The organism is Terrimonas rubra, from assembly GCF_042686025.1.
In the GTDB taxonomy this organism is placed as follows: domain Bacteria; phylum Bacteroidota; class Bacteroidia; order Chitinophagales; family Chitinophagaceae; genus Terrimonas; species Terrimonas rubra.
Genome location: NZ_JBHUOZ010000003.1, coordinates 2,055,788 through 2,076,374 on the forward strand (window position 1 = coordinate 2,055,788; position 20,587 = coordinate 2,076,374).

10 protein-coding genes are annotated in these 20,587 nt (G+C 44.8%); 7 read left to right on the forward strand and 3 right to left on the reverse strand.

Annotation, left to right across the window (positions count from 1 at the left end; genetic code table 11):
• Nucleotides 1–182: 182 nt before the first annotated feature.
• Nucleotides 183–1,508 (reverse strand): amidohydrolase family protein, encoded by a 1,326-nt coding sequence (locus ACFS6H_RS17955; RefSeq protein WP_386102248.1) that lies wholly within the window; start codon nt 1,506–1,508, stop codon nt 183–185.
• Between the two features lie 21 nt (nt 1,509–1,529).
• Nucleotides 1,530–4,661 (reverse strand): amidohydrolase family protein, encoded by a 3,132-nt coding sequence (locus ACFS6H_RS17960; RefSeq protein WP_386102251.1) that lies wholly within the window; start codon nt 4,659–4,661, stop codon nt 1,530–1,532.
• Nucleotides 4,662–5,032: 371 nt separating this feature from the next.
• On the opposite strand from ACFS6H_RS17960, the gene ACFS6H_RS17965 reads away from it, so the two are divergent.
• Nucleotides 5,033–6,028 carry a phosphotransferase enzyme family protein gene (locus ACFS6H_RS17965; RefSeq protein ID WP_386102254.1) on the forward strand — a complete coding sequence of 332 codons (996 nt, stop codon included), beginning with the start codon at nt 5,033–5,035 and terminating at the stop codon, nt 6,026–6,028.
• A 46-nt stretch (nt 6,029–6,074) separates the two neighbouring features.
• Here ACFS6H_RS17965 and ACFS6H_RS17970 read toward each other — a convergent pair whose 3' ends face one another.
• Complete coding sequence (locus ACFS6H_RS17970) at nt 6,075–6,983, reverse strand: AraC family transcriptional regulator (RefSeq protein ID WP_386102257.1); 909 nt, start codon at nt 6,981–6,983, stop codon at nt 6,075–6,077.
• Between the two features lie 153 nt (nt 6,984–7,136).
• On the opposite strand from ACFS6H_RS17970, the gene ACFS6H_RS17975 reads away from it, so the two are divergent.
• The 6 genes from ACFS6H_RS17975 (at nt 7,137) to ACFS6H_RS18000 (ending at nt 20,279) form a co-directional block, all read left to right on the forward strand.
• Complete coding sequence (locus tag ACFS6H_RS17975) at nt 7,137–10,148, forward strand: SusC/RagA family TonB-linked outer membrane protein (protein ID WP_386102260.1); 3,012 nt, start codon at nt 7,137–7,139, stop codon at nt 10,146–10,148.
• 18 nt (nt 10,149–10,166) lie between these two features.
• Complete coding sequence (locus tag ACFS6H_RS17980; RefSeq protein ID WP_386102263.1) at nt 10,167–11,678, forward strand: RagB/SusD family nutrient uptake outer membrane protein; 1,512 nt, start codon at nt 10,167–10,169, stop codon at nt 11,676–11,678.
• Nucleotides 11,679–11,713: 35 nt separating this feature from the next.
• Nucleotides 11,714–14,116, forward strand: coding sequence for a hypothetical protein (locus ACFS6H_RS17985; protein ID WP_386102266.1), 2,403 nt, complete (start codon nt 11,714–11,716; stop codon nt 14,114–14,116).
• A gap of 377 nt (nt 14,117–14,493) precedes the next feature.
• Nucleotides 14,494–17,844, forward strand: a complete 3,351-nt coding sequence (locus tag ACFS6H_RS17990) for a DUF5107 domain-containing protein (RefSeq protein ID WP_386102269.1) — start codon at nt 14,494–14,496, stop codon at nt 17,842–17,844.
• A 10-nt stretch (nt 17,845–17,854) separates the two neighbouring features.
• Nucleotides 17,855–18,922, forward strand: a complete 1,068-nt coding sequence (locus ACFS6H_RS17995) for an aldose epimerase family protein (protein WP_386102272.1) — start codon at nt 17,855–17,857, stop codon at nt 18,920–18,922.
• 25 nt (nt 18,923–18,947) lie between these two features.
• Nucleotides 18,948–20,279, forward strand: a complete 1,332-nt coding sequence (locus ACFS6H_RS18000; RefSeq protein ID WP_386102275.1) for a sugar porter family MFS transporter — start codon at nt 18,948–18,950, stop codon at nt 20,277–20,279.
• Nucleotides 20,280–20,587 lie beyond the last annotated feature (308 nt).

A 20,587-nucleotide genomic window follows, 5' to 3' on the forward strand; every position in this document is an offset into this window, starting at 1 on the left:
AGATGCCGGTTATTCCTTATTACCCGTTCGTGGATGATCAATATGCCTATAAAAGTAAATCATTTGAAGTAGATGGTAGTATATAGATAGTAGTATTTAGATAATAGTATATAGACCCGGAGGCAATTAAGTAAACAAAAAAGCCGGGACAATTTCCCGGCTTTTTATATGATCTGTTTTTTTTAGAATGCTTTTTTCAGTTCGTATTTTTCTACGTAACGGTCATTCAATTGTTTTTGTTTGTTATCCAGGTCAATTTTACGGCCCTGGATAAAGGCTTCGGTCACATTGCTGGTACGCATGTCCAGTAGATCACCGCTGCTGATCACGATATTGGCATCCTTACCTACTTCCAGGCTGCCGGTTTTATCGGCAATACCCAATACTTTGGCAGCATTTAAAGTGATGGCCTGTAAGGCTTCTTCTTTGTTTAAACCATAAGCGGCAGTAGTACCGGCATTAAAGATAACATTACGGCCACGGTTGTGATCGTCCTCATCGGTTAAGGTGTACAACACACCGGCTTTATGTAAAGCCGCCGCTGTTTTGTAAGGCTGGTCCACATCATCATCCTTCATGGTAGGTAAACGGTGAGCCTGGGCCAGGATAACCGCTACATTGTATTTTTTCAGCAGGTCGGTTACTTTATAACTTTCGCTTCCCCCTACAATTACCAGGTCAAAACCAAATTCCTTTACAAAATCGATAGCTGCCAGTATCTGTCTTTCGGTATCGGCGTGTGCATATAGTTTTTGTTTTTTGGCAAACAGTTTTTTGGTTGCTTCAAATTTCAGGTTGGTCTCTGTTTTGGTAGGATTAGCCAGGTAAGCTTTTGCTTCGCTGAAGAAGGTTTTAACTTTCTCCAGTGTTTCCAGGCCATCTTTTACCGGGTCAGGTGCAGGACCGCCGGCATTGGGGCCACCACGGCCGCCACCGCCACGAAAGCTGGGACGTGCCATCAGCGATGGGAAGTACAAATGCATACCGCCATCGGTCAGGTAGGCCGCTTCCTGGTAGCTCCAGGCATCTAATTGTACTACAGAAGAAGTACCCGCCAGTAAGGAACCCTGTGGTACTACATTCGCAAATAAGATACCGTTGGAACGCAGGGTATTGATCACCTTTGAATCGGAGTTATAGGCAACAATGGAACGCACATTAGGGTTGAGGTCGCCGATCTCCCTTACATCGTTACTGGCACGGATAGAACCCGTTTCCAGTAAGCCCGTTTTGCTGGTAGGCAGGATTATACCGGGATAAACATGTTTACCGGTAGCATCAATCACCTGTACATCGTCAACCGGGATAGCCAGGTTGGTACCTATTTTTTCAATTTTACCTTTATTAACAATAATAACGCCGTTGTTGATCACCTGGCCGTTACCTACGTGGATAGTAGCGTTTTTAATAACCACCAGTTTTGATTGTTCTTTGGCCGGCAACACGTTTGCCTGTCCAAAAGCCTGCGTACAAAACAAGCTTAATAATATGATGAAATACTTTTTCATATTGTAAATAAGTTTAGTCGTTTAAAATTCTTCCGCATCAATTACCAATAAACCATGATCGTGACCATGATCCATACAGCTATGCATGATGGTGTAAGTGGGTTGTGCGGCTGTAACGGCTACACCGGCACGTTTTTCACCATTCATTTTACGAACCAAACGCAGGCGCTCGGCAGCTACATCTTTCTGTAATTGTTCGTCTTTGGCACGGTCAAAATAAACAGTACCGTCAACAATAGTATACAAAGATTTTGCATAGATACTCAAAGGATGATCGCTCCATAACACCACGTCACCTTCTTTACCTACTTTAATACTACCTACCCTGTCATCAACATGTAACATTTTGGCAGGATTTAAAGTTACCATTTTTAATGCTTCTTCCTCGGTTACACCACCGTATTTTACTACTTTGGCCGCTTCCTGGTTCAAACGACGGGCCATTTCGGCATCATCTGAGTTAATGGCTACATTAAGGCCCACTTTCTGCATGATAGCCGCATTATAAGGGATCGCGTCTTCCACTTCCACTTTATAAGCCCACCAGTCAGCAAAAGTAGAGGCATTGGAACCATGCGCCAGCATTTTATCGGCTACTTTATACCCTTCTAAAATATGGGTGAACGTATTGTATTTATAGCCCATTTTATTGGCCATATCAATAGAACCTAAAATTTCGCTTTGTACATAGGAGTGACAGGTAATAAATCTTTTCTCCTCTAAAATTTCCACCAGGGCTTCCAGCTCAATATCACGGCGCGGTGCTACCCTTGTTTTTTTATCTTTCGCATTGTTATAGGCAGCCCAGGCTTTCTGGTAATCTTTGGCACGGGTAAATGCATCTTCCAGTACCTGCTCCACACCCATACGGGTATCCGGGTAACGCACATTACCAGTTGTGCTGCTGGAACGTTTTACGTTTTCACCCAAGGCAAATTTTATCTGGCCGATCCAGTTTTTAAACTTCAGGTCTTCGGCATTTGCGCCCCAGCGTAATTTAATTAACTGGGTCTGACCACCAATTACATTGGCCGATCCGTGTAATATATGTGAAGTGGTTACACCACCGCTTAACTGGCGATAGATGTTGATATCATCGGGGTTCAGGTTATCAGCGATACGTACTTCAGAAGTTACACTCTGACCGCCTTCATTAATAGAGGCAGCGGCAATATGCGAGTGCTCATCAATAATACCGGCAGTAACGTGTTTGTCGGTACCGTCAATTACACGGGCGCCGCCTGCGGACAGGTTTTTGCCAACACCGGCAATCTTACCGTCCTTAATCAATACATCAGCATTTTTCAGCACCCCGTCTTTTTCATTGGTCCAAACGGTGGCGTTTTTAATCAGGATCGTTTCCTGTTTTGGTTTTTGATCAGCAGTCCAGCCAAATGGCTCCATCGGGAAAGTAAGAGCGCCTAAGGTAGGAGCAGCGGCTCTTTTGGCAGCCGTATCAACTTTAGGAGCTTCAGCGGTTACCAGGGAGGCAGTCCAGCTTAAGGGGTTTCCTAAAGAATCGGAACCAACACCATTCCATTCGTCACCACTTACAAAACCGGATAATTTGGTAGCGGTAACCGGTAATTCCTGGGCACCTCCGCGTCCACCGCCACGGGGAGCACCTGCACCCGGTGCACCTTCACCACCCGGACGCTGACGCGCAACTGCCGGGGCAAAGCTTAATTTAACCTGTTTGCCATCAAAGCTGAAACGGGCATTCAGGGTATCTTTGGCATATAAACTGGCCGCATTGGCGCCGGTTACTTTTAAATTGTAGTTTTCTACACCAGTAGGCGTAGTTACAGCCACTTTATACAGGCCGGTGATCTGCGATACATCCGGTTTTACTTCATATTTAATGCCCTGTACATAGTTATATAAAATACTTGTTTTTTCATTTAACAGGGGTCCTGAAGTGATCAGGAAATTGGCCAGCTTACCGGCATCAAGACTACCTACCTTATCATAAACACCCATTAAAGTGGCGGGGGTTTTAGTTAAAGCCTCAATAGCTTTGGCTTCGGATAAGCCATATTGAATGGATTTCTGCAGGCTGCTCCAGAACTGGGCCGGGCTGCGTAGGTCGGCTGTGGTCAACGCAAAGTTGATACCTGCTTTTTCAAAAGCGGCCGCGTTGGTAGGCGCCAGTTCCCAGTGTTTCATATCACTTAACGATACATAAGCCGCATCATTAGGATCTTCCACATCCTGTGGTTGGGGAAAGTTGAGCGGTACAATGAAAGAAGCATTGGTCTCTTTCATATCCTGGATACGCTGGTATTCGTTACCACCGGCTTTAATAATATATTGTACACCAAATTCGTCACCGATTTTATCGGCACGCAGGTTATTCCATTTATCATTGGCCTCAAACACCTGGGGCAGGCTTAAATTGTCATTCCAGGATTTCAGAGTAATATTCAAACCTTCGCTGGCCGGGTTGGTTTTGTACCACTGTGCATCCATAAAAGTTTGACGTAATAAAGCGATGGTTCCCATCATAGAGCTTGGGTAGCTTTGAGTAGATGTTCCTTTACTGAACGAGTAATGGGCGGAAGCTTTCTCTTTTACAATTACCAGGTTTTCTTTCTGGCTGGCCAGTGTTACCACGGCGCCGGTACCACGGGCAATACCATCTCTAACATGGGTAAGTACGGTACCAAAGCCGGCATCACGTAGTTGTTTCGCTTTGGCATCATCCACGGCAAAAACACGGTAAGCATCCGTTTCCGTTTTTAAAGCCTGGTTCCAGCCGTAAGGGCCTTTTACATTGGTCTCCATCTGGGCTGTACGGCCAAATCCGCCTGCGATACTTGGTCTTTCAGCAGCCGGGATACCATAGTCTGCGTACATATCAATTAACGAGGGGTAAATGAACTTACCCTTGCAGTCAACCACTACGGCGCCTGCGGGGGCAGCCAAACCGGCCCCTACTTGTACAATTTTACCATCTTTAATAACCAGGGTACCATTTGAAATGGTAGTAGTACCATCTTTCACAATAGTGGCATTGGTAAAGGCATAATAACCATGGCGGGCATCGTTCACCCCGTTTTCGGGGAACGTGGGTTGCGCAACAATTGATAACTGGATCAACAGCAAGTTCAGAAAGGCAAAGAAAAACTTACTGCGAGGACTGATTTTTCTCATTTGCAGATTTTTTTTACGTATTAGACTACTTTTTTTCAGAAATCCTTCGAAAATGTTAAAGTTTAAAAGTATGAATTTAGCCGGAGAAGACAATCCACATTTTATGAACGGCACAGGACAGTTGACAATGGACAATTGACAATGGACAATTGACAAGTGACAATGGACAAGTGACAATTAACAATCAGGGAGGAATGATTAAAACGAAAAGATATTAGCAAACAGCAGGTAATAGGCAACAGATAACGGATAACAGGCTATCAATAGCCATCAACAGTATCCACATCATTTATAAAGACGGATCAACGAATGATGAGCCAGGCTTGAAAAGACTATCGGCCCTAAATAAACTATTCAATTAATTTTACCACATGAAATCTATATTCCCGGCTACTTATTCTACCCTTTGCCCGCTGGCATTAGCCACACTCATCTCAGAAAAATACCCGTTGGGAAATGTCCAATGTAAATTCCTGGTGCGGGGAGTGGGTGATACATACCTGGTAATATCACCGGAAACCCGTTTTATACTGAGGATCTACCGTGCCACCCACAGAAGTTTGCCGCAGATAAAAGAGGAAGTGCAGTTATTACAAGCCCTGAAACAGGCCGACGTATCGGTATCCTACCCGGTTGCTGATATTGCCGGAGAAACAATTATTAAACTGGAAGCAGCGGAAGGGGAAAGATATGGCGTATTGTTCAGTTATGCACCGGGTGAAGTGGTCAGGTTATTAAATGAAACACAACTGCGCAATCTTGGCCATGAAATGGCAGGTTTTCATATTGTATCGTCAACCATCAAATTAGGTGATGCCAGGTGGCGTTTCGATCCTGACACTACCCTCTTCAGGCCTTTAGAAAAACTCCGGCTGCCCTTTGAACAAAACCCCGAAGCATATGCCTGGTTAAAAGAGACAGCAGGTCATGCTGCTGAAAAATTAGCGCAACTCTCTGCATCCGGTTTCGCCGAAGGATATTGCCACTTTGATTTTCTTCCGAAAAACTTCCACTTCCGGGATAATGCCGTTACCTTTTTCGACTTTGATTTTATGGGTTATGGCTGGCTGGTGAATGATATAATGACCTTTTGGCAACACCTGGCTTTAGATGTATATACCGGCCGGATGACACAGCAGGCAGCCGATGATGCCTACCAAACTTTCCTTACCGGATATCGTGCAAAACGTGTTGTTACTGAACAGGAATTAGCGGCAGTACCTTATCTATCGCTGGGATTTTGGCTTTTTTACATGGGCTTTCATACTACCCACGACCAGTTTTATACCTTTAGCCAGCCTGTACACTTAAAATCGTATACCGGTATATTAAAACATATTGTAAATACTTATTGGGATAAGCCATAATTTTTAAATTATCAACTGTCACGTGTCCATTGTCACTTGCCTGTTGTCAATTCTCTCTCGTCACTGCCCCGTTCTTCTTCCTGTATTCCGTAGGCGACATACCCATTAATTTGGAGAACATCCTGGAAAAGTAATACTGGTCTTCTATACCCAGTTTTGCCGCCATTTCCTTTACCGATAAGGTACTGAAGGATAAATACTGGCAAGCCTCCTGCACTTTTAAATGGTTAAAATATTCAATAGGCGAATAACCGGTCTGCTGCCGGAATAAAGCGGAGAAATAAGAAACCGATAAGTTAACTGCCTGGGCTAGTTCCTGCAAAGTGATCACCTCCTGTATCTTACTCTGCATATATTTAATGGTGATATTAACAGGATTGGCCACCGTAGCGGCCGCATTATTATTGAATTTATCCTCGTAGATCAGCGATGACAGGAAATGATAAAAGGTCATATTCACATACCGTAAATTATCGCTGCTGTACCCATTGGCCAGGTTATTATATATTTCCTCAAACAGCTTTATCCGGTTTTCATTATAACTGATATGCGGCCGGTAATTCTGTAAGTGCTGTTGTAATAATCCTACCACATGATCTGAAATATGTCCTTTAAAGTGTACCCAGTAAATTGTCCATGGATTATTTTCGTCCGCACCATATTTATGTGCTTTATTGGCGGGTATTACAATAAACTGCGAGGGTGAAATATGCACCTTTTTTTTATCCAGGCTTACCCAGCCCTCTCCTTCCACGCAATAGATAATAATATGCTGCGCCACACCCTGGGTACGGTCAACATAGTGGTGATGCGCCTTGGGATAGTATCCTATATCGGTGATATAGATATGTTTGGTAATAGGGTCTTTGGTTAAAAAATCGGTGCCGATCTTTTTAGGCACCACAATTAAACGCTGCCCGTCAAAGCCCGCTCTTTTTTTGATCGTTAATTTCATGGCAAACAATTTATCCGGTGCTGCAATTTAGGAAAACCATAAAATAATCCATCATTTTCGTAAAAATCGCTATTCTGTTTCGTTATTCTTTGGTCGACATTTGGTTTCTTAATTAGCTTGTCAACCATACTACAAATGAGTAAAACGATTGCCATGAAAAAGATCCTGCTGTTAACCGGCATGATGTTAAGCCTGCTGCTGCATACTGTGGCACAGTCAAAAACCATAAAGGGTAAGGTGCTCGATGCCGAAACCAAAACCCCTTTAAGTCCTGCCTCTATCAGCCCCGTGGGTAAAGCCAATGCCGTAACCACCGATGACCAGGGCAGTTTTAGCATTACGCTCGAAGAAAAAACCATTGTCATCGTCAGTTATGTGGGCTACGAATCAAAAAGCGTAACCATTTTACCCACCGATACCAATATAGAGGTATTACTGACCCGTGATGCGGGCTCCCTGGATGATGTGGTAGTGATCGGTTATGGTAAACAAAAGAAGAAAGACGTAACCAGTGCTATCTCCTCTATTTCCGGTAAGGAGTTAAGGGAGTTGCCGGTTACCAATATCAACAGCGCATTACAGGCGCGTATACCGGGCATGCAGGTTACTTCTGCCGGTCACCAGCCCGGGGCCGGTACCAATGTACGTATCAGGGGCGTAAATGCCATTAACGAAAGCTCCGGCCCTATTTATGTAGTGGATGGTAATATCGTTTCCTACGATATCCGCGAGATCAATCCCAACGACATTGAATCCATTGATGTATTAAAAGATGCATCCGCCGCCGCAATTTACGGTTCAAGGGCAGCCGAAGGGGTTATCATCATTACCACCCGCCGGGCCAGTGCCGGTAAAACCACCGTCAGTTACGATGCGTATTATGGCCTGCAGAAAAGGATCAACACCTATAATTTTGTAGATAATATTGATGATTATGTACACCTGCGCCGCAAGGGTTTAAGCGACGAAGACCCTGTTGCCTGGCCCATGACACCCGACCTGGATACCATTTTGTTCAATGGTGATGAGCGCCGCAATATGGCTGCCGGTCACTGGACCGACTGGGTTGGTGCTATTACGCATGTAGCGCCGCAGCAAAGCCATACCCTCAGTGTATCCAACGGCTTTGGTAAAAACAAATTCTATTTAAGCGGCAACTACCTTAACCAGGATGGCATTATCAAAGGCTCCAACTTTGAGCGTATCTCTGTTAAAGCCAATATGGAATCGGAAGTAAGTACCAAATTAAAAGTAGGCATTAACTCCAACTACTCGCATATTAAAAACAACCAGGTAAGTAATGAAGCTTTTTATACGGCTGTAACCATCAGCCCGCTAATGTCTATTTACGATTCCCTTGGTAACCCTTCTGCCAATATTGATCCCAGCAGCGGCAACTTATTATTCAACAACCCGGTTACGCTTACCCTTGCTCCGCAGCAAAACGTGGACGACCGTTTTATCGGGAATATTTACGCCGAATACAAAATTTTAAAAAACCTGCAATTCCGCAGCAGCTTTGGTATTGATGTATACAAAAACCAGCGCTTTGAATACTATCCCCGCACCACCAGCACCGGCTTTGGTAAAAAAGGTATTGCCAAGGTACAGAACTTCGGCTGGCGCGATTATTTATGGGAAAACACTTTAGCTTATAATTTTAACATAGGTACCAATCATGCTTTTGATATGCTGGCAGGCGCCACTTACCAGAAACGCAGGCAGGAATGGAATTTTGAAGAAGCATCCGGCTTCCCAACCGACCAGTTAACCTATAAAAACATGAGCCTGGCCAGCAACAGGGATGTTATTGCCAGCGACTATGATGTATGGTCGGTGGGATCACTGTTAGCCAGGGTGATCTATAAATTTAAAAACCGTTATATACTTAATGGTACCATTCGCCGCGACGGCTCCTCCCGTTTTGGCCCGGAGAATGTGTATGGTTATTTCCCCTCAGTAAGTGCCGCCTGGCGTATTATTGATGAACCCTTTATTGGCTTAAAAACCCGTTCGGTGATCAACGATGCCAAAATACGTATCGGTTATGGTACGGTGGGTAACCAGGATATACCTATTGATGCCATCTTTACACAAATGATCCCGGGCGCATATCCCTTTAACGGTAACACCCAGACAGCAGGCTTCCAGTTAGGCACCGGCCAGGAAGGTAATCCCTTCTTAAAATGGTCCAGCCAAAACCAGTTTAATGTGGGTTTTGATGTGGCGTTTTATAATTCACGCCTGCAACTCACATTTGATTATTACAATAAAGATATCCGCGACCTGCTGCTGCAAAACTACCTGGCACCTTCACAGGGCTTTGACTTCAAGTGGATCAATGTAGCCAAAATGAATACCACCGGTATTGATCTTGGTTTTAAAGCATCCGTTGTTAAAACAAAGAACTTCGACTGGCAAATGGATATTAACTGGTCAAAGTATAAAACAGAGATCAGGAAATTATTACCCGGTGTGGATTCATTAAGTCCTTACCTGAAAGTGGGTGAAGCACCTAACAGTTTAATTGTCGATTATATCTACGATGGCCTTTACCAGGAAGGGGATAACTTCTCTTTAAACCCCGATGCCCGTCCCGGTGATGTACGCGTGGTTGACCTGGATAAAAACGGCATCATTAACCAGTACGACCGTACCATTGTGGGCCGTACCATTCCCAAAGGCTGGGGCGGTATCTGGAACTATGTACGTTACAAACAAATATCCATGACCGTATTTGCCAATTACACTTACGGGCATGATATTAATAACAAAGCCTACCAGGATTATCTATACTATTCCAGCCGTACAGCTACAAGAACGATCAAAGAAGGGTTAAACTACTGGACACCGGAGAATACCACTACCGATGTACCTCGTCCCAACCAATTCGGCCGTTCGCTGAGAGGCTTACCTGGTGGCACTTCCAGCTTCATGGTGCAAAAAGGCGACTTTATCCGCATCCGCAATATCACGCTGGCTTATGATGTTCCTTCCAAATTGCTGGCAAAAGCAAAGATCAATTCCCTGCGGGCCTATACCCAGGTAGTAGAACCGTTTTTGTTCACCAAATACAAGGGCGTTGACCCCGAGATTGGTGCCAACCAATACGATATCTACCCGCGTTACCGTACTTTCCTGCTGGGCATTCAATTAAGCTTTTAATTTTTAAAACAACGCATTATGCTTACCATAAAATTTTTAAAACATATCCCCATAAGCACCGTGTTGCTGACAGGTTTGTTTTTTACCGCCTGTAAAAAAGACCTGCAGTTCACACCCGAAACTTTTTTATCACCCGAAGAAGTGTATAAGGATGAGAATGGCTCCCGTTCCGGCATCATTGGTATTTACCGCAAGTTCATGGAACTGAACAGCGGCGACTATTACTTTGTGGGCATTGTGGGTACCGACGAAGGCAAGACCAGCTCCTTTGTCCCTACCTGGGGCGGCTACTGGCAGCATTACGATGGCATCAACAGTTACAACAGTTTGTTAACCGCACAAAACCAGCTGGTGCAGGGTTTGTGGAGTTCCTGTTACAAAGGCATTACCAATGCCAATGTAGCCATTAAATTCATTCCCGCTTCTTCAGCATCCGATGCGGTGAAAAACGAACTGCTGGCCGAAGCAAAATTCTTCCGGGCCGTATTTTATTTCAGGCTGGTACAATTCTTTGGTGGTGTTCCTTTACCCACTGAAGCTACCGATGCCGCGGCCGATGCCAATGGTGGTAAACAACGCAGCAGCGTGGAGGATGTATATGCTTTAATTATTGATGACCTGAAATTTGCGGCCGAACATTTAAAAGCAAAAGGCACCGCAGCTGTGGGGCATACCAATAAAGAAGCAGCGGCTACCCTGTTAGGCAAAGTATACCTCACTTTAAAAGACTATCCCAATGCCAAAAACACCTTGCAGCCTTTAATGAACCTGACCAATGTGGCCCTGTTACCCGTGTACGCCGACCTGTTTGATGAAGAAAAAGAAAACAATATAGAATCATTACTGGAAGTGCAGTTCAGCAACGAGAACAACAATACCACCGGTCATGCCAACACGTTGGGCGGCTGGCATATTGCCAATACCTATCCCGGCGGTGGTGGCCATGTTGTGATCCCTACCGATTATTACAGCAATAGTTTTGAAACCAATGATGCCCGCAGGGATGCATCCATCCGTTATAAATTTTACGATGCCAATGGTAATGAAGTGGATTACTGGTGGTGGGCCGATGTAACCAAACCGCATGTTAAAAAATTTGACATAACGAAAGATAAATCCATCAACAGTGGTCTTTCCTCCCGCAATTTATACTACCTGCGTTATGCCGATGCCATACTCATGTATGCCGAAGCATTGAACGAAAACGGTGAAACGGGAACAGCCCTGCCCTACCTGAACAAGATCAGGAACCGGGCTACCCTTCCCAACTGGGAAACCGTATTGGGACATACACCCAGTCAGCAGGAATTACGCGATGAGATTTTAAAAGAGCGTATGCGTGAACTGGGCTTTGAAGGCTGGCGCTGGTGCGATTTAAAACGTACGGGCAAACTGATACAACAAACAAAAACCTATAACCCGGATGCAGCACCTTATATCACGGATAAAAACCTGCTCTTACCTATTTCGTCACGTGAGTTTGAATTTAACCGTTCTTTAAAACCATCCGATCAAAACCCGGGTTATTAAACCTTAAATATATTTTACCATAACGCTGTATTGTAATGATTGTATTAAGTAGACTATTTGGGCGTGTCCCTTTTGCTGTCAAAAATAACCTGCGCACTATTTCCGGCTTTTTGCCGGCAAAAGGGCCGGGCTGCTACGGGGTACGCTTCGCTTCCGTGCTGCGGCTATCGCCTGCGCACCGGCTCGTTCCTCGCCGCCCTTCGCATCCCTCACGCAAACTTATAACAAGTCATTACTGGTTACAGCTGATAGGAGTCTTTACTTTCCTGTTCAGCAATGTAATCCTTCAGGCACAACAAAAATCGGAGCAGGATGGTATATTAACGGTAACTAACCCGCATGCAAAAATTATCGTCAACACAAAAACCGGTAAAGTAGATTACCAGTTTACCACCGGCACCGTGTTCAATAATACCATTGCTTATGTGGAAGATGTAAAACAGGGCCTGTTCATCTCAAGTGATTATACACAACATCAATACACTATTGATGATATTAAAGATCCGCTGGGCAAAGGCATTTGTATTAACCTGGTACACCAGGAAAACAATAAGCCCGTCAAGTTGACCCAGTATATCACTCTTTATGAGCACCAGCCTTTTATCCTCATCAGCAGTGAGGCGGAAGCGGTAAGCACCGGTGGCATCATTGAAACCAGGAATATTTCGCCTTTCAGTATTTTACCCGCAACAGGCGGAAAGATCCGGTTAGCCAAAGAAGGTAATTTATTCACGGACTATCCTTATGATAATGATAACTGGGTAGATGTCATCTCGCAAAAATGGCCAGGAACCCAGGGTACTATCAGCGGCATGAGTTATGAACTGGCTTCTGTTTACAACGAGCAAAGCAACAGTGGTTTTGCGGTGGGCAACCTGGTGCATGATTTCTGGAAAACAGGCATCCGTTATGGCACCGGTACCAATAACCGTCAAATAGATTCCTTAATTATTTACGGAGGTGCTGCCACCAGGGATAATAATGCCCTGCCCGACTCTTACGGTGGTAAAGACGGTACGCATGATGTTATTCCACATGGCACACAAATGGGTTCATCGGTTACGGCTCCCCTGCTCTACCTCGCTGCATCGGATGATATCCGTAACGATATGATGGGTTATGGCAGAACCGTTCAGCAGGTCAGTGGCAGTAAAAAATGGAAACAGGCTGCTCCTTTTTACTGGAACAGCTTTGGCGTGGAAGGTGTACTGGGTTATGAAAAAGTGATGATGCCCCTGGATGTGGCCAAGGTATCAGACTTTATTCATTCACTCAGCAACTTTAATAAAACTACCAAACCGGTATTAAGTATCGACTCATACGACCAGGATATTTACAGCACCGAAGTATTAAAATCAGTAAGCCGTTATGGTAAAAAGAAAGGCCAGCAGATGGGGTTTTATTTTATTCCCTTTGCCTTATGGACCTGGAAAAGCGGTATACAGGATGCTAAACTCAATCTCACAGACCATCCGCTGCGGGAAGTAATACTGCTGGATGATAAAAACAACTATGTCCCTTATAAAGATGGCGACTGGGGCGCTTTCCCTATTGATCCCACTCACCCTTATGTAAGGGAATATATCATCAAACAATTATTAAAGGCCAAAGCCATTGATGCCAAATTTTTAAAGATCGACTTTTTATCAGCCGGCGCACTGGAATCTACCAGGCGGTATGATCCTGCTATCCGTTCCGGCAAACAGGCCTATAATTATGGTATGAAACTGTTGCAGCATTTAACCGATTCTATTTTAGGTCCTGATATTTTTATTACCCAGGCCATATCGCCTCTATTCCCGAACCAGTATGCTCATACCCGCTTTCTATCTACCGATGTGTACTCGCATTTACGTAACGACCAGCCGGGTTTTCCGCATTATGGCAGTACCAGCGCTTCCATGATCAGCGCTACGCATTTCTGGTGGACACAGGGTACTTTATGGCCTTATACCAATATGGATGTGATCGTAATGAAGAACTTTCAAAAGAATAAAGATATCAGTGAGCAGGATGTGAAAGTACGGCTATTCTCCATGATGGTATTGGGCAGTGTGTTTGGCGATGGTACCGATTACCGTAATAAGCTGGCAGCGGAAAGGGCCCGGAAGTTTTTAAACAATGAAGCGGTCTGCGCTTTTTTCAGCAAGCCCAAAGCATTTACACCGTTGAACTTTCCCATAGGTAACGGACAGTCACAGCAACTCCGTTTTTATTTACGGGGTGATACCGTCTTATTATCAGCCTTTAATTTTTATACCGATAAAACTTATACCGCAACCTTTGAGCAGGCCGATGTAAAATGGCCGGATGGCAATTACAAAGTACTGGAACTGTTAACAGGTAATCCTGTGGGCACTATTAAAAACGGGCAAACAAGTTTCAGTATAGAGGTACCGGTTAAGGATGCGGTGATGCTGCAACTGGTGAAAGAGTAGATAATCTGGCAATGAGTTGATTGGGAAATTTGATAATGAGCGAGGTGTATGGCCTGGTTCGTGAAACACCAACCAATGCCGCGGTTCGTGTCGGTTGCCATGGTTCGTGTCTCACGAACCATACAACTGGTGAGTCAATATTAAGTCATCGTGCTAACCCCGGGAGGCATCTCCAGCACAAACAGGTTGCTTTAAGGTCAGGAGACCTCTCCTGCGTCGAGGTGACAAGACCCTATGGTCAAGGCCCTGGTTCGTGTCTCACGAGCCATAAAAGCTGATAAGCGATAAACAGCCGAAGAGTGCGACGCAACAACAGCCCCATCAAGGGTGGGACGCCGGTAACATAAACATAAAATTATTAAACAGGAGGATATATCATGAGTGTAAAAGCGTGGACAGAGCAGGTAACCATTCCAACCTATAAAGTAGGCGCACCGGAAAAGAACCCGATGTTCCTGGAAAAAAGAGTATACCAGGGAAGCAGTGGTGTGGTGTACCCGCATGCGGTTATTGAAAAAATTGCCGATGAAAAGGAAGATGTGACGTACACTGCCGTGTACCTGGAAAATGAATACCTGCTGATCATGGTATTACCCGAGATCGGCGGCCGCATACAAAGGGCTTATGATAAAGTTCAGAAACGTGATTTTGTATATTATAACCAGGTGATCAAACCGGCGCTGGTAGGCCTGGCTGGTCCCTGGATATCGGGAGGTATTGAGTTTAACTGGCCGCAGCATCACCGGCCCAGTACTTTCAGTCCCGTTGATCATACCATTGAAGAACATGAAGATGGCAGCAAAACCGTTTGGGTGAATGAAACCGAACTGATGTTCCGCACCAAGGGCATGGCAGGCTTTACCCTTTACCCCGGTAAAACATACCTGGAGATAAAAGGACGCCTGTTTAACCGTTCGCCATTTTCACAAACCTTTTTATGGTGGGCTAACCCGGCGGTAAAAGTGAATGAGCATTATCAATCTGTTTTTCCGCCCGATGTTTATGCGGTGTTCGATCATGGTAAAAGAGATGTATCAGACTTCCCTATTGCCACCGGCACGTATTATAAAGTGGATTATGCACCGGGGACAGATATATCGCGTTACAGCACCATCCCCGTGCCTACATCTTATATGGCCATCCGTTCCGGTTATGATTTTATCGGCTGTTATGAACATGATACACAGGCCGGCATGTTACATGTGGCCGATCATCACCTGTCGCCCGGTAAAAAACAATGGACCTGGGGCAACGGCGATTTCGGTTTTGCCTGGGACCGTAACCTTACCGATGAGGATGGACCCTATATTGAACTGATGACCGGTGTGTTTACCGATAACCAGCCTGACTTTTCATGGTTACAGCCCAATGAAGTAAAAAGCTTTGAACAATACTTTATGCCTTATAGCCTGGTGGGAGCTGTAAAGAATGCTACCAAAGAGGCCATGCTGAATATTGAACATAACGCCAATAGCATTACGTTAAAAGTATATACAACGGCCATATACGAGGATGCAGCGGTTAAATTATATAACCATGAAAACCTGGTAAAAGCATATACCGGCACCATATCACCGGAAGCTGTTTTTACAACTGTGTATGAACACAGTGAAGATGTAATACTGACAGACTGGAAACTGGAAGTAACAGACAAAGAAGGAAACATATTGGTAGCCTGGCAGCCTGAAGCAGCTACTGAAAAAGAAATTCCGGCCGCAGCAACAGCCGCAAAACAACCTTCCGAGATTGAACAGGTGGAAGACCTGTACCTGAACGGCCAGCACCTGGAACAATACCGCCATGCCACTTATAACCCGCTGGATTATTATGAAGAAGGATTAAGAAGAAGTCCGGGTGATATACGCTGCAATAATGCGGTAGGCTTATTATTATTACGCCGCGGGCAATTTGTGAAAGCGGAACCTTATTTCCGCAAAGCCATTGCCACCATGACCAGCCGTAACCCTAACCCTTATGATGGCGAAGCCTATTATAACCTGGGCTGGTGTTTACTGATGCAGGATAAGTTAACAGCGGCCTATGAGGCTTTTTATAAAGCCACCTGGAACGATGCCTGGCAACACAACGGCTTCCTGGCACTGGCCAGGATCGCCGCAAAGCAAAATAAATTTTCATTGGCTATTGAGCATATAGAAAAATCACTGATCCGGAATTATCATAGTCATACTGCCCGGCATTTAAAAGTAATACTGCTCAGAAAAACAGGTAAGCGGGAGGAAGCGTTTGCTGTCCTGGATCAGTCAACGGCCGTTGATCCTTTTAACAATGGTTGTCATTATGAACGGTACCAGCTACTTGTATCAGGCGGACATAAAAATGAGACACAACAGGCATTACAAAAACTACAGCTCTCCTTACGCAATAACCTGAATAATTACCTGGAATTATCGCTGGATTATGCACACGCAGGCTTTTACTCCGAGGCAATTGCCATCCTGGAATTATTTGCTGCCGGCAGCAATGCGGTATCACCTCTTTTATATTACTATATGGGCTGGTATGCCATACAGCTTGGCAATACACAAGCCGCTGATGAATATTATACACAGGCTCAGCAACAGTCACCCGCAGGTTGTTTTCCTAATAAAATTGAAGAAATAGTTATTTTACAGGCAGCCATTGAGCGCAATCCAGACGATGCCACTGCACTATACGCCCTGGGGAATTGCTGGTACGATAAAAGACAATATGCAGAAGCGATTGACAACTGGGAAAAAGCCACCATTGCCAACAGTCATTTTGCAACACCATTCCGCAACCTGTCGCTGGCTTATTACAATAAACAGAAGGATGTTACAAAAGCCTTAGCTTATTTAGAGAAAGCTTTTGCACTGGACACTACAGATGCCAGGGTATTGATGGAATTAGACCAGTTATACAAAATAACGGGTAAAACATTTGCCGAACGTTTGCAACTGCTGAACCAATATCCTGAATTGATCCGTGACCGTGATGACCTTTATTTAGAGGTGATTACCCTGTATAATAACCTGGGCGATTATGAAAAAGCAAGACAATTACTTGGTGCGAGAAAATTCCATCCCTGGGAAGGTGGCGAAGGGAAAGTGGTAGGCCAGTTTTTATTATGTTATACGGCACTGGCGAAACAAGCCCTGGAGCATAAAAACTATGAACAGGCTATTACGCTATTGCAACAACTGGAGAAATACCCTGAGAACCTGGGCGAAGGCAAACTCTATGGAGCCCAGGAAAATGATATACACTATCTTTTAGGCTGTGCCTATGAAGGGTTGGGTAAAGTAACAGCAGCAAACAATTACTTTCATAAAGCTACCATTGGTATCAGTGAGCCGGTACAGGCTATTTATTACAATGATCCGCAGCCGGATAAGATCGTTTACCAGGCTTTGGCCTGGCGTAAGCTGGGCAATGAAAGTCAGGCGCAGCAGATATTTGAACGCTTTATCAGCTTTGGTACCCAACATATGCATGATGATATAAAGATTGATTATTTCGCTGTTTCCTTACCCGATATGCTGGTATTTGATATTGATATTAACCAGCGTAACCGCATTCACTGTACCTATTTACAGGCACTGGGATACCTGGGACTGGGTGAGGAAGCAAAAGCCGTAACGTTGCTGAATGAAGTTTTACAAACTGACCGTAACCACCAGGGTGCAGCTACCCATTTACAAATGCGTCCTTTCTTTACCTCAACCAAAACGCCGGCATTTACCCTGTAATAAATAAGCTATGTCATTAGTAACCGTACCCCTTACCCTGGCTTCGTCCTTATCGGTAACAATAACCGACAGGGAGGAACTTAAACTGGTAACACTGGATAATGGCCGGATCAGGGTACAACTCAGTAATATAGGTGCCAGCATCCTGGCCATTCATGCACCCGATAAAGACGACAACATAGATAATATTGTTGCCGGCTTTGCCGATCCTGAACAATACCGGGTAAATAAGGATTATTTCGGATGCACCATCGGCCGTTTTGCCAACCGCATTGCCTATGGCCAGTTTGCATTAAATGGTACCACTTATGCCTTACCGGTTAATAACGGTAACAACCATTTACACGGGGGCATACAGGGCTTTAGTCATCAGGTATGGACATTGGACAAAACCATACAGGATGAGCAACAATGTGGTGTTGCCTTTACGTATCACAGCGCCGATGGTGAAGAAGGTTATCCCGGAGCATTAGAGGTAACCGTTACCTTTATCCTGGATAACAGTAATAAGTTATGGATACAATACGAAGCAAACACTACTCAACCTACACCTGTCAACCTCACCAATCACACCTATTTTAACCTTTCCGGTTTTACACAACCAACAATACTCGATCATCATTTATGGTTGAATGCAACTCATTATACGCCAAAGAATGAGCACAATATACCTGACGGCACTATTGAATCAGTAAAGGACTCTCCTTTTGATTTTACCCAGGCAAAGAAATTAGGTACAAACATCCATGAACTGGTTACCGACCAGGGTTATGACCAGAATTTTGTGATCACCGGTGATAAGAATGCATATACAAAGGCTGCAGTACTATCGGATGATAGTTCAGGCCGTGTAGTAACCATATACACCGATAAGCCGGGTATACAGGTGTATACAGCCAACTCATGGGATGGTTCTGTGATTGGCACACAAGGCCTGTCTTATGAAAAACATGGAGCTGTGGCTTTAGAAACACAATATTTCCCGGATAGTCCTAACCGGCAAAACTTTCCGGATTGTATTTTACAGCCAGGTCAGTTATATTCGTTCACTACCATTTTTGAATTTTCTCAGATATAGTTACCATTTAATAAAACAAAACATTATGCCTGCAACAACATATAACAACCGTTACATCCTGGGTATATCTTTTATCTCTGCACTGGGCGGTTATCTCTTTGGTTTCGATTTTGCCGTTATTGCAGGTGCATTGCCTTTTCTGCAGGCACAGTTTGGGCTGGATGCTTACTGGGAAGGTTTTGCTACCGGCAGCCTGGCCATCGGGGCAATGATCGGCTGTGGTATTGCCGCTTCGGTGTCAGACAGGTATGGCCGCAGGGCAGGTTTATTATTAGCAGCAGCCATCTTTACCCTCTCTTCCCTGGCCATGGCATTGGCTACGGGTCGCGATATGTTTATCGCTGCCCGCTGTATGGCCGGTATAGGCGTGGGCATGGCGTCTATGTTATCACCCATGTATATTGCCGAAATAGCACCGGCACACCTGCGCGGAAGAATGGTGGCCATCAACCAGCTTACGGTGGTTATCGGCATCCTGGTGACCAATATCATTAATTATACACTGCGCAACAGCGGCGATGATGCCTGGCGCTGGATGTTTGGCCTGGGTGCAGTCCCCTCTACCCTTTTTATTATCGGTGCCTGGTGGTTACCCGAAAGTCCGCGCTGGCTGGTACAGGCAGGTAAAACAAACCAGGCCACAACGGTATTATCAAAAATCGGTGGCAGCCTGTTTGCCCAAAACTCGGTACAGGCCATTCAGCAGTCGTTACAGGGAAACAGTAAAATAAATTACCGCAGCCTGTTACATAAAGCGGTTTTACCCGCGGTGCTTATTGGCATTGGCCTGGCTGTGTTCCAGCAGTTATGTGGTATCAATGTAGTGTTCAATTACACGCCACGCATATTTGAAAGTATTGGCGCTTCGCAGGATGACCAGTTGTTACAGACCGTCTTTATCGGCTGTGTCAACCTGGTATTTACCGTTTTAGCCATGTTACTGGTAGATAAACTGGGACGCAAACCACTCATGTTATTGGGAGCAGCGGGGTTAACTGTCCTGTATATTATTGTTGTGCAATTACTCGGTGCAGGCTCTGCCAGTGTTTCCTGGTTTTTGTTAGCGGCCATTGGTGTATATGCCATGTCATTAGCCCCTGTTACCTGGGTACTGATCTCCGAAATTTTCCCCAACAAAGTGCGTGGGGCTGCCACATCGGTTGCCGTGCTCAGTTTATGGGCTGCTTATTTTATCCTGGTATTCACCTTCCCCATATTGTTCGAAAAATTTAAAGACAGTACTTTTTATATTTATGCTGCCGTTTGTGCATTGGGTTTATTGTTTGTCTGGTTTAAGGTAAAAGAAACCAAAGGTAAAACCCTGGAAGAACTGGAGGGGGTGATGAGCGGGCATTAAATATTGGGCTTGTTTTTCAGTTTTTACCCGCAGATGAACGCTGATGGGTTGCGCAGATGTTCGCAGATTATATAAAACCTTATCTGCGAAAATCTGCGGTGCAATTTTTCTGCGCCAATCTGCGGGACAAAACATTTATTCCACCGGCCTCGCCAAAATATCCTTTTCAAGGTAAAAGAAACCAAAGATGTAAAACCCTGGATGAGCTGGGGGGTGATGAGTGTTACAGGTTGTTACCCGCTGATGAACGCTGATGGGTTTCGTAGATCTTCGCAGATTATATAAAACCTCATCTGCGAAAATCTGCG

What these genes read in the sequence shown, in the direction of transcription:
- ACFS6H_RS17955 (WP_386102248.1), bottom strand. Translation starts at nt 1,508, where the DNA reads ATGAAAAAGTATTTCATCATATTATTAAGCTTGTTTTGTACGCAGGCT.
- ACFS6H_RS17960 (WP_386102251.1), bottom strand. Translation starts at nt 4,661, where the DNA reads ATGAGAAAAATCAGTCCTCGCAGTAAGTTTTTCTTTGCCTTTCTGAAC.
- ACFS6H_RS17965 (WP_386102254.1), top strand. Translation starts at nt 5,033, where the DNA reads ATGAAATCTATATTCCCGGCTACTTATTCTACCCTTTGCCCGCTGGCA.
- ACFS6H_RS17970 (WP_386102257.1), bottom strand. Translation starts at nt 6,983, where the DNA reads ATGAAATTAACGATCAAAAAAAGAGCGGGCTTTGACGGGCAGCGTTTA.
- ACFS6H_RS17975 (WP_386102260.1), top strand. Translation starts at nt 7,137, where the DNA reads ATGAAAAAGATCCTGCTGTTAACCGGCATGATGTTAAGCCTGCTGCTG.
- ACFS6H_RS17980 (WP_386102263.1), top strand. Translation starts at nt 10,167, where the DNA reads ATGCTTACCATAAAATTTTTAAAACATATCCCCATAAGCACCGTGTTG.
- ACFS6H_RS17985 (WP_386102266.1), top strand. Translation starts at nt 11,714, where the DNA reads ATGATTGTATTAAGTAGACTATTTGGGCGTGTCCCTTTTGCTGTCAAA.
- ACFS6H_RS17990 (WP_386102269.1), top strand. Translation starts at nt 14,494, where the DNA reads ATGAGTGTAAAAGCGTGGACAGAGCAGGTAACCATTCCAACCTATAAA.
- ACFS6H_RS17995 (WP_386102272.1), top strand. Translation starts at nt 17,855, where the DNA reads ATGTCATTAGTAACCGTACCCCTTACCCTGGCTTCGTCCTTATCGGTA.
- ACFS6H_RS18000 (WP_386102275.1), top strand. Translation starts at nt 18,948, where the DNA reads ATGCCTGCAACAACATATAACAACCGTTACATCCTGGGTATATCTTTT.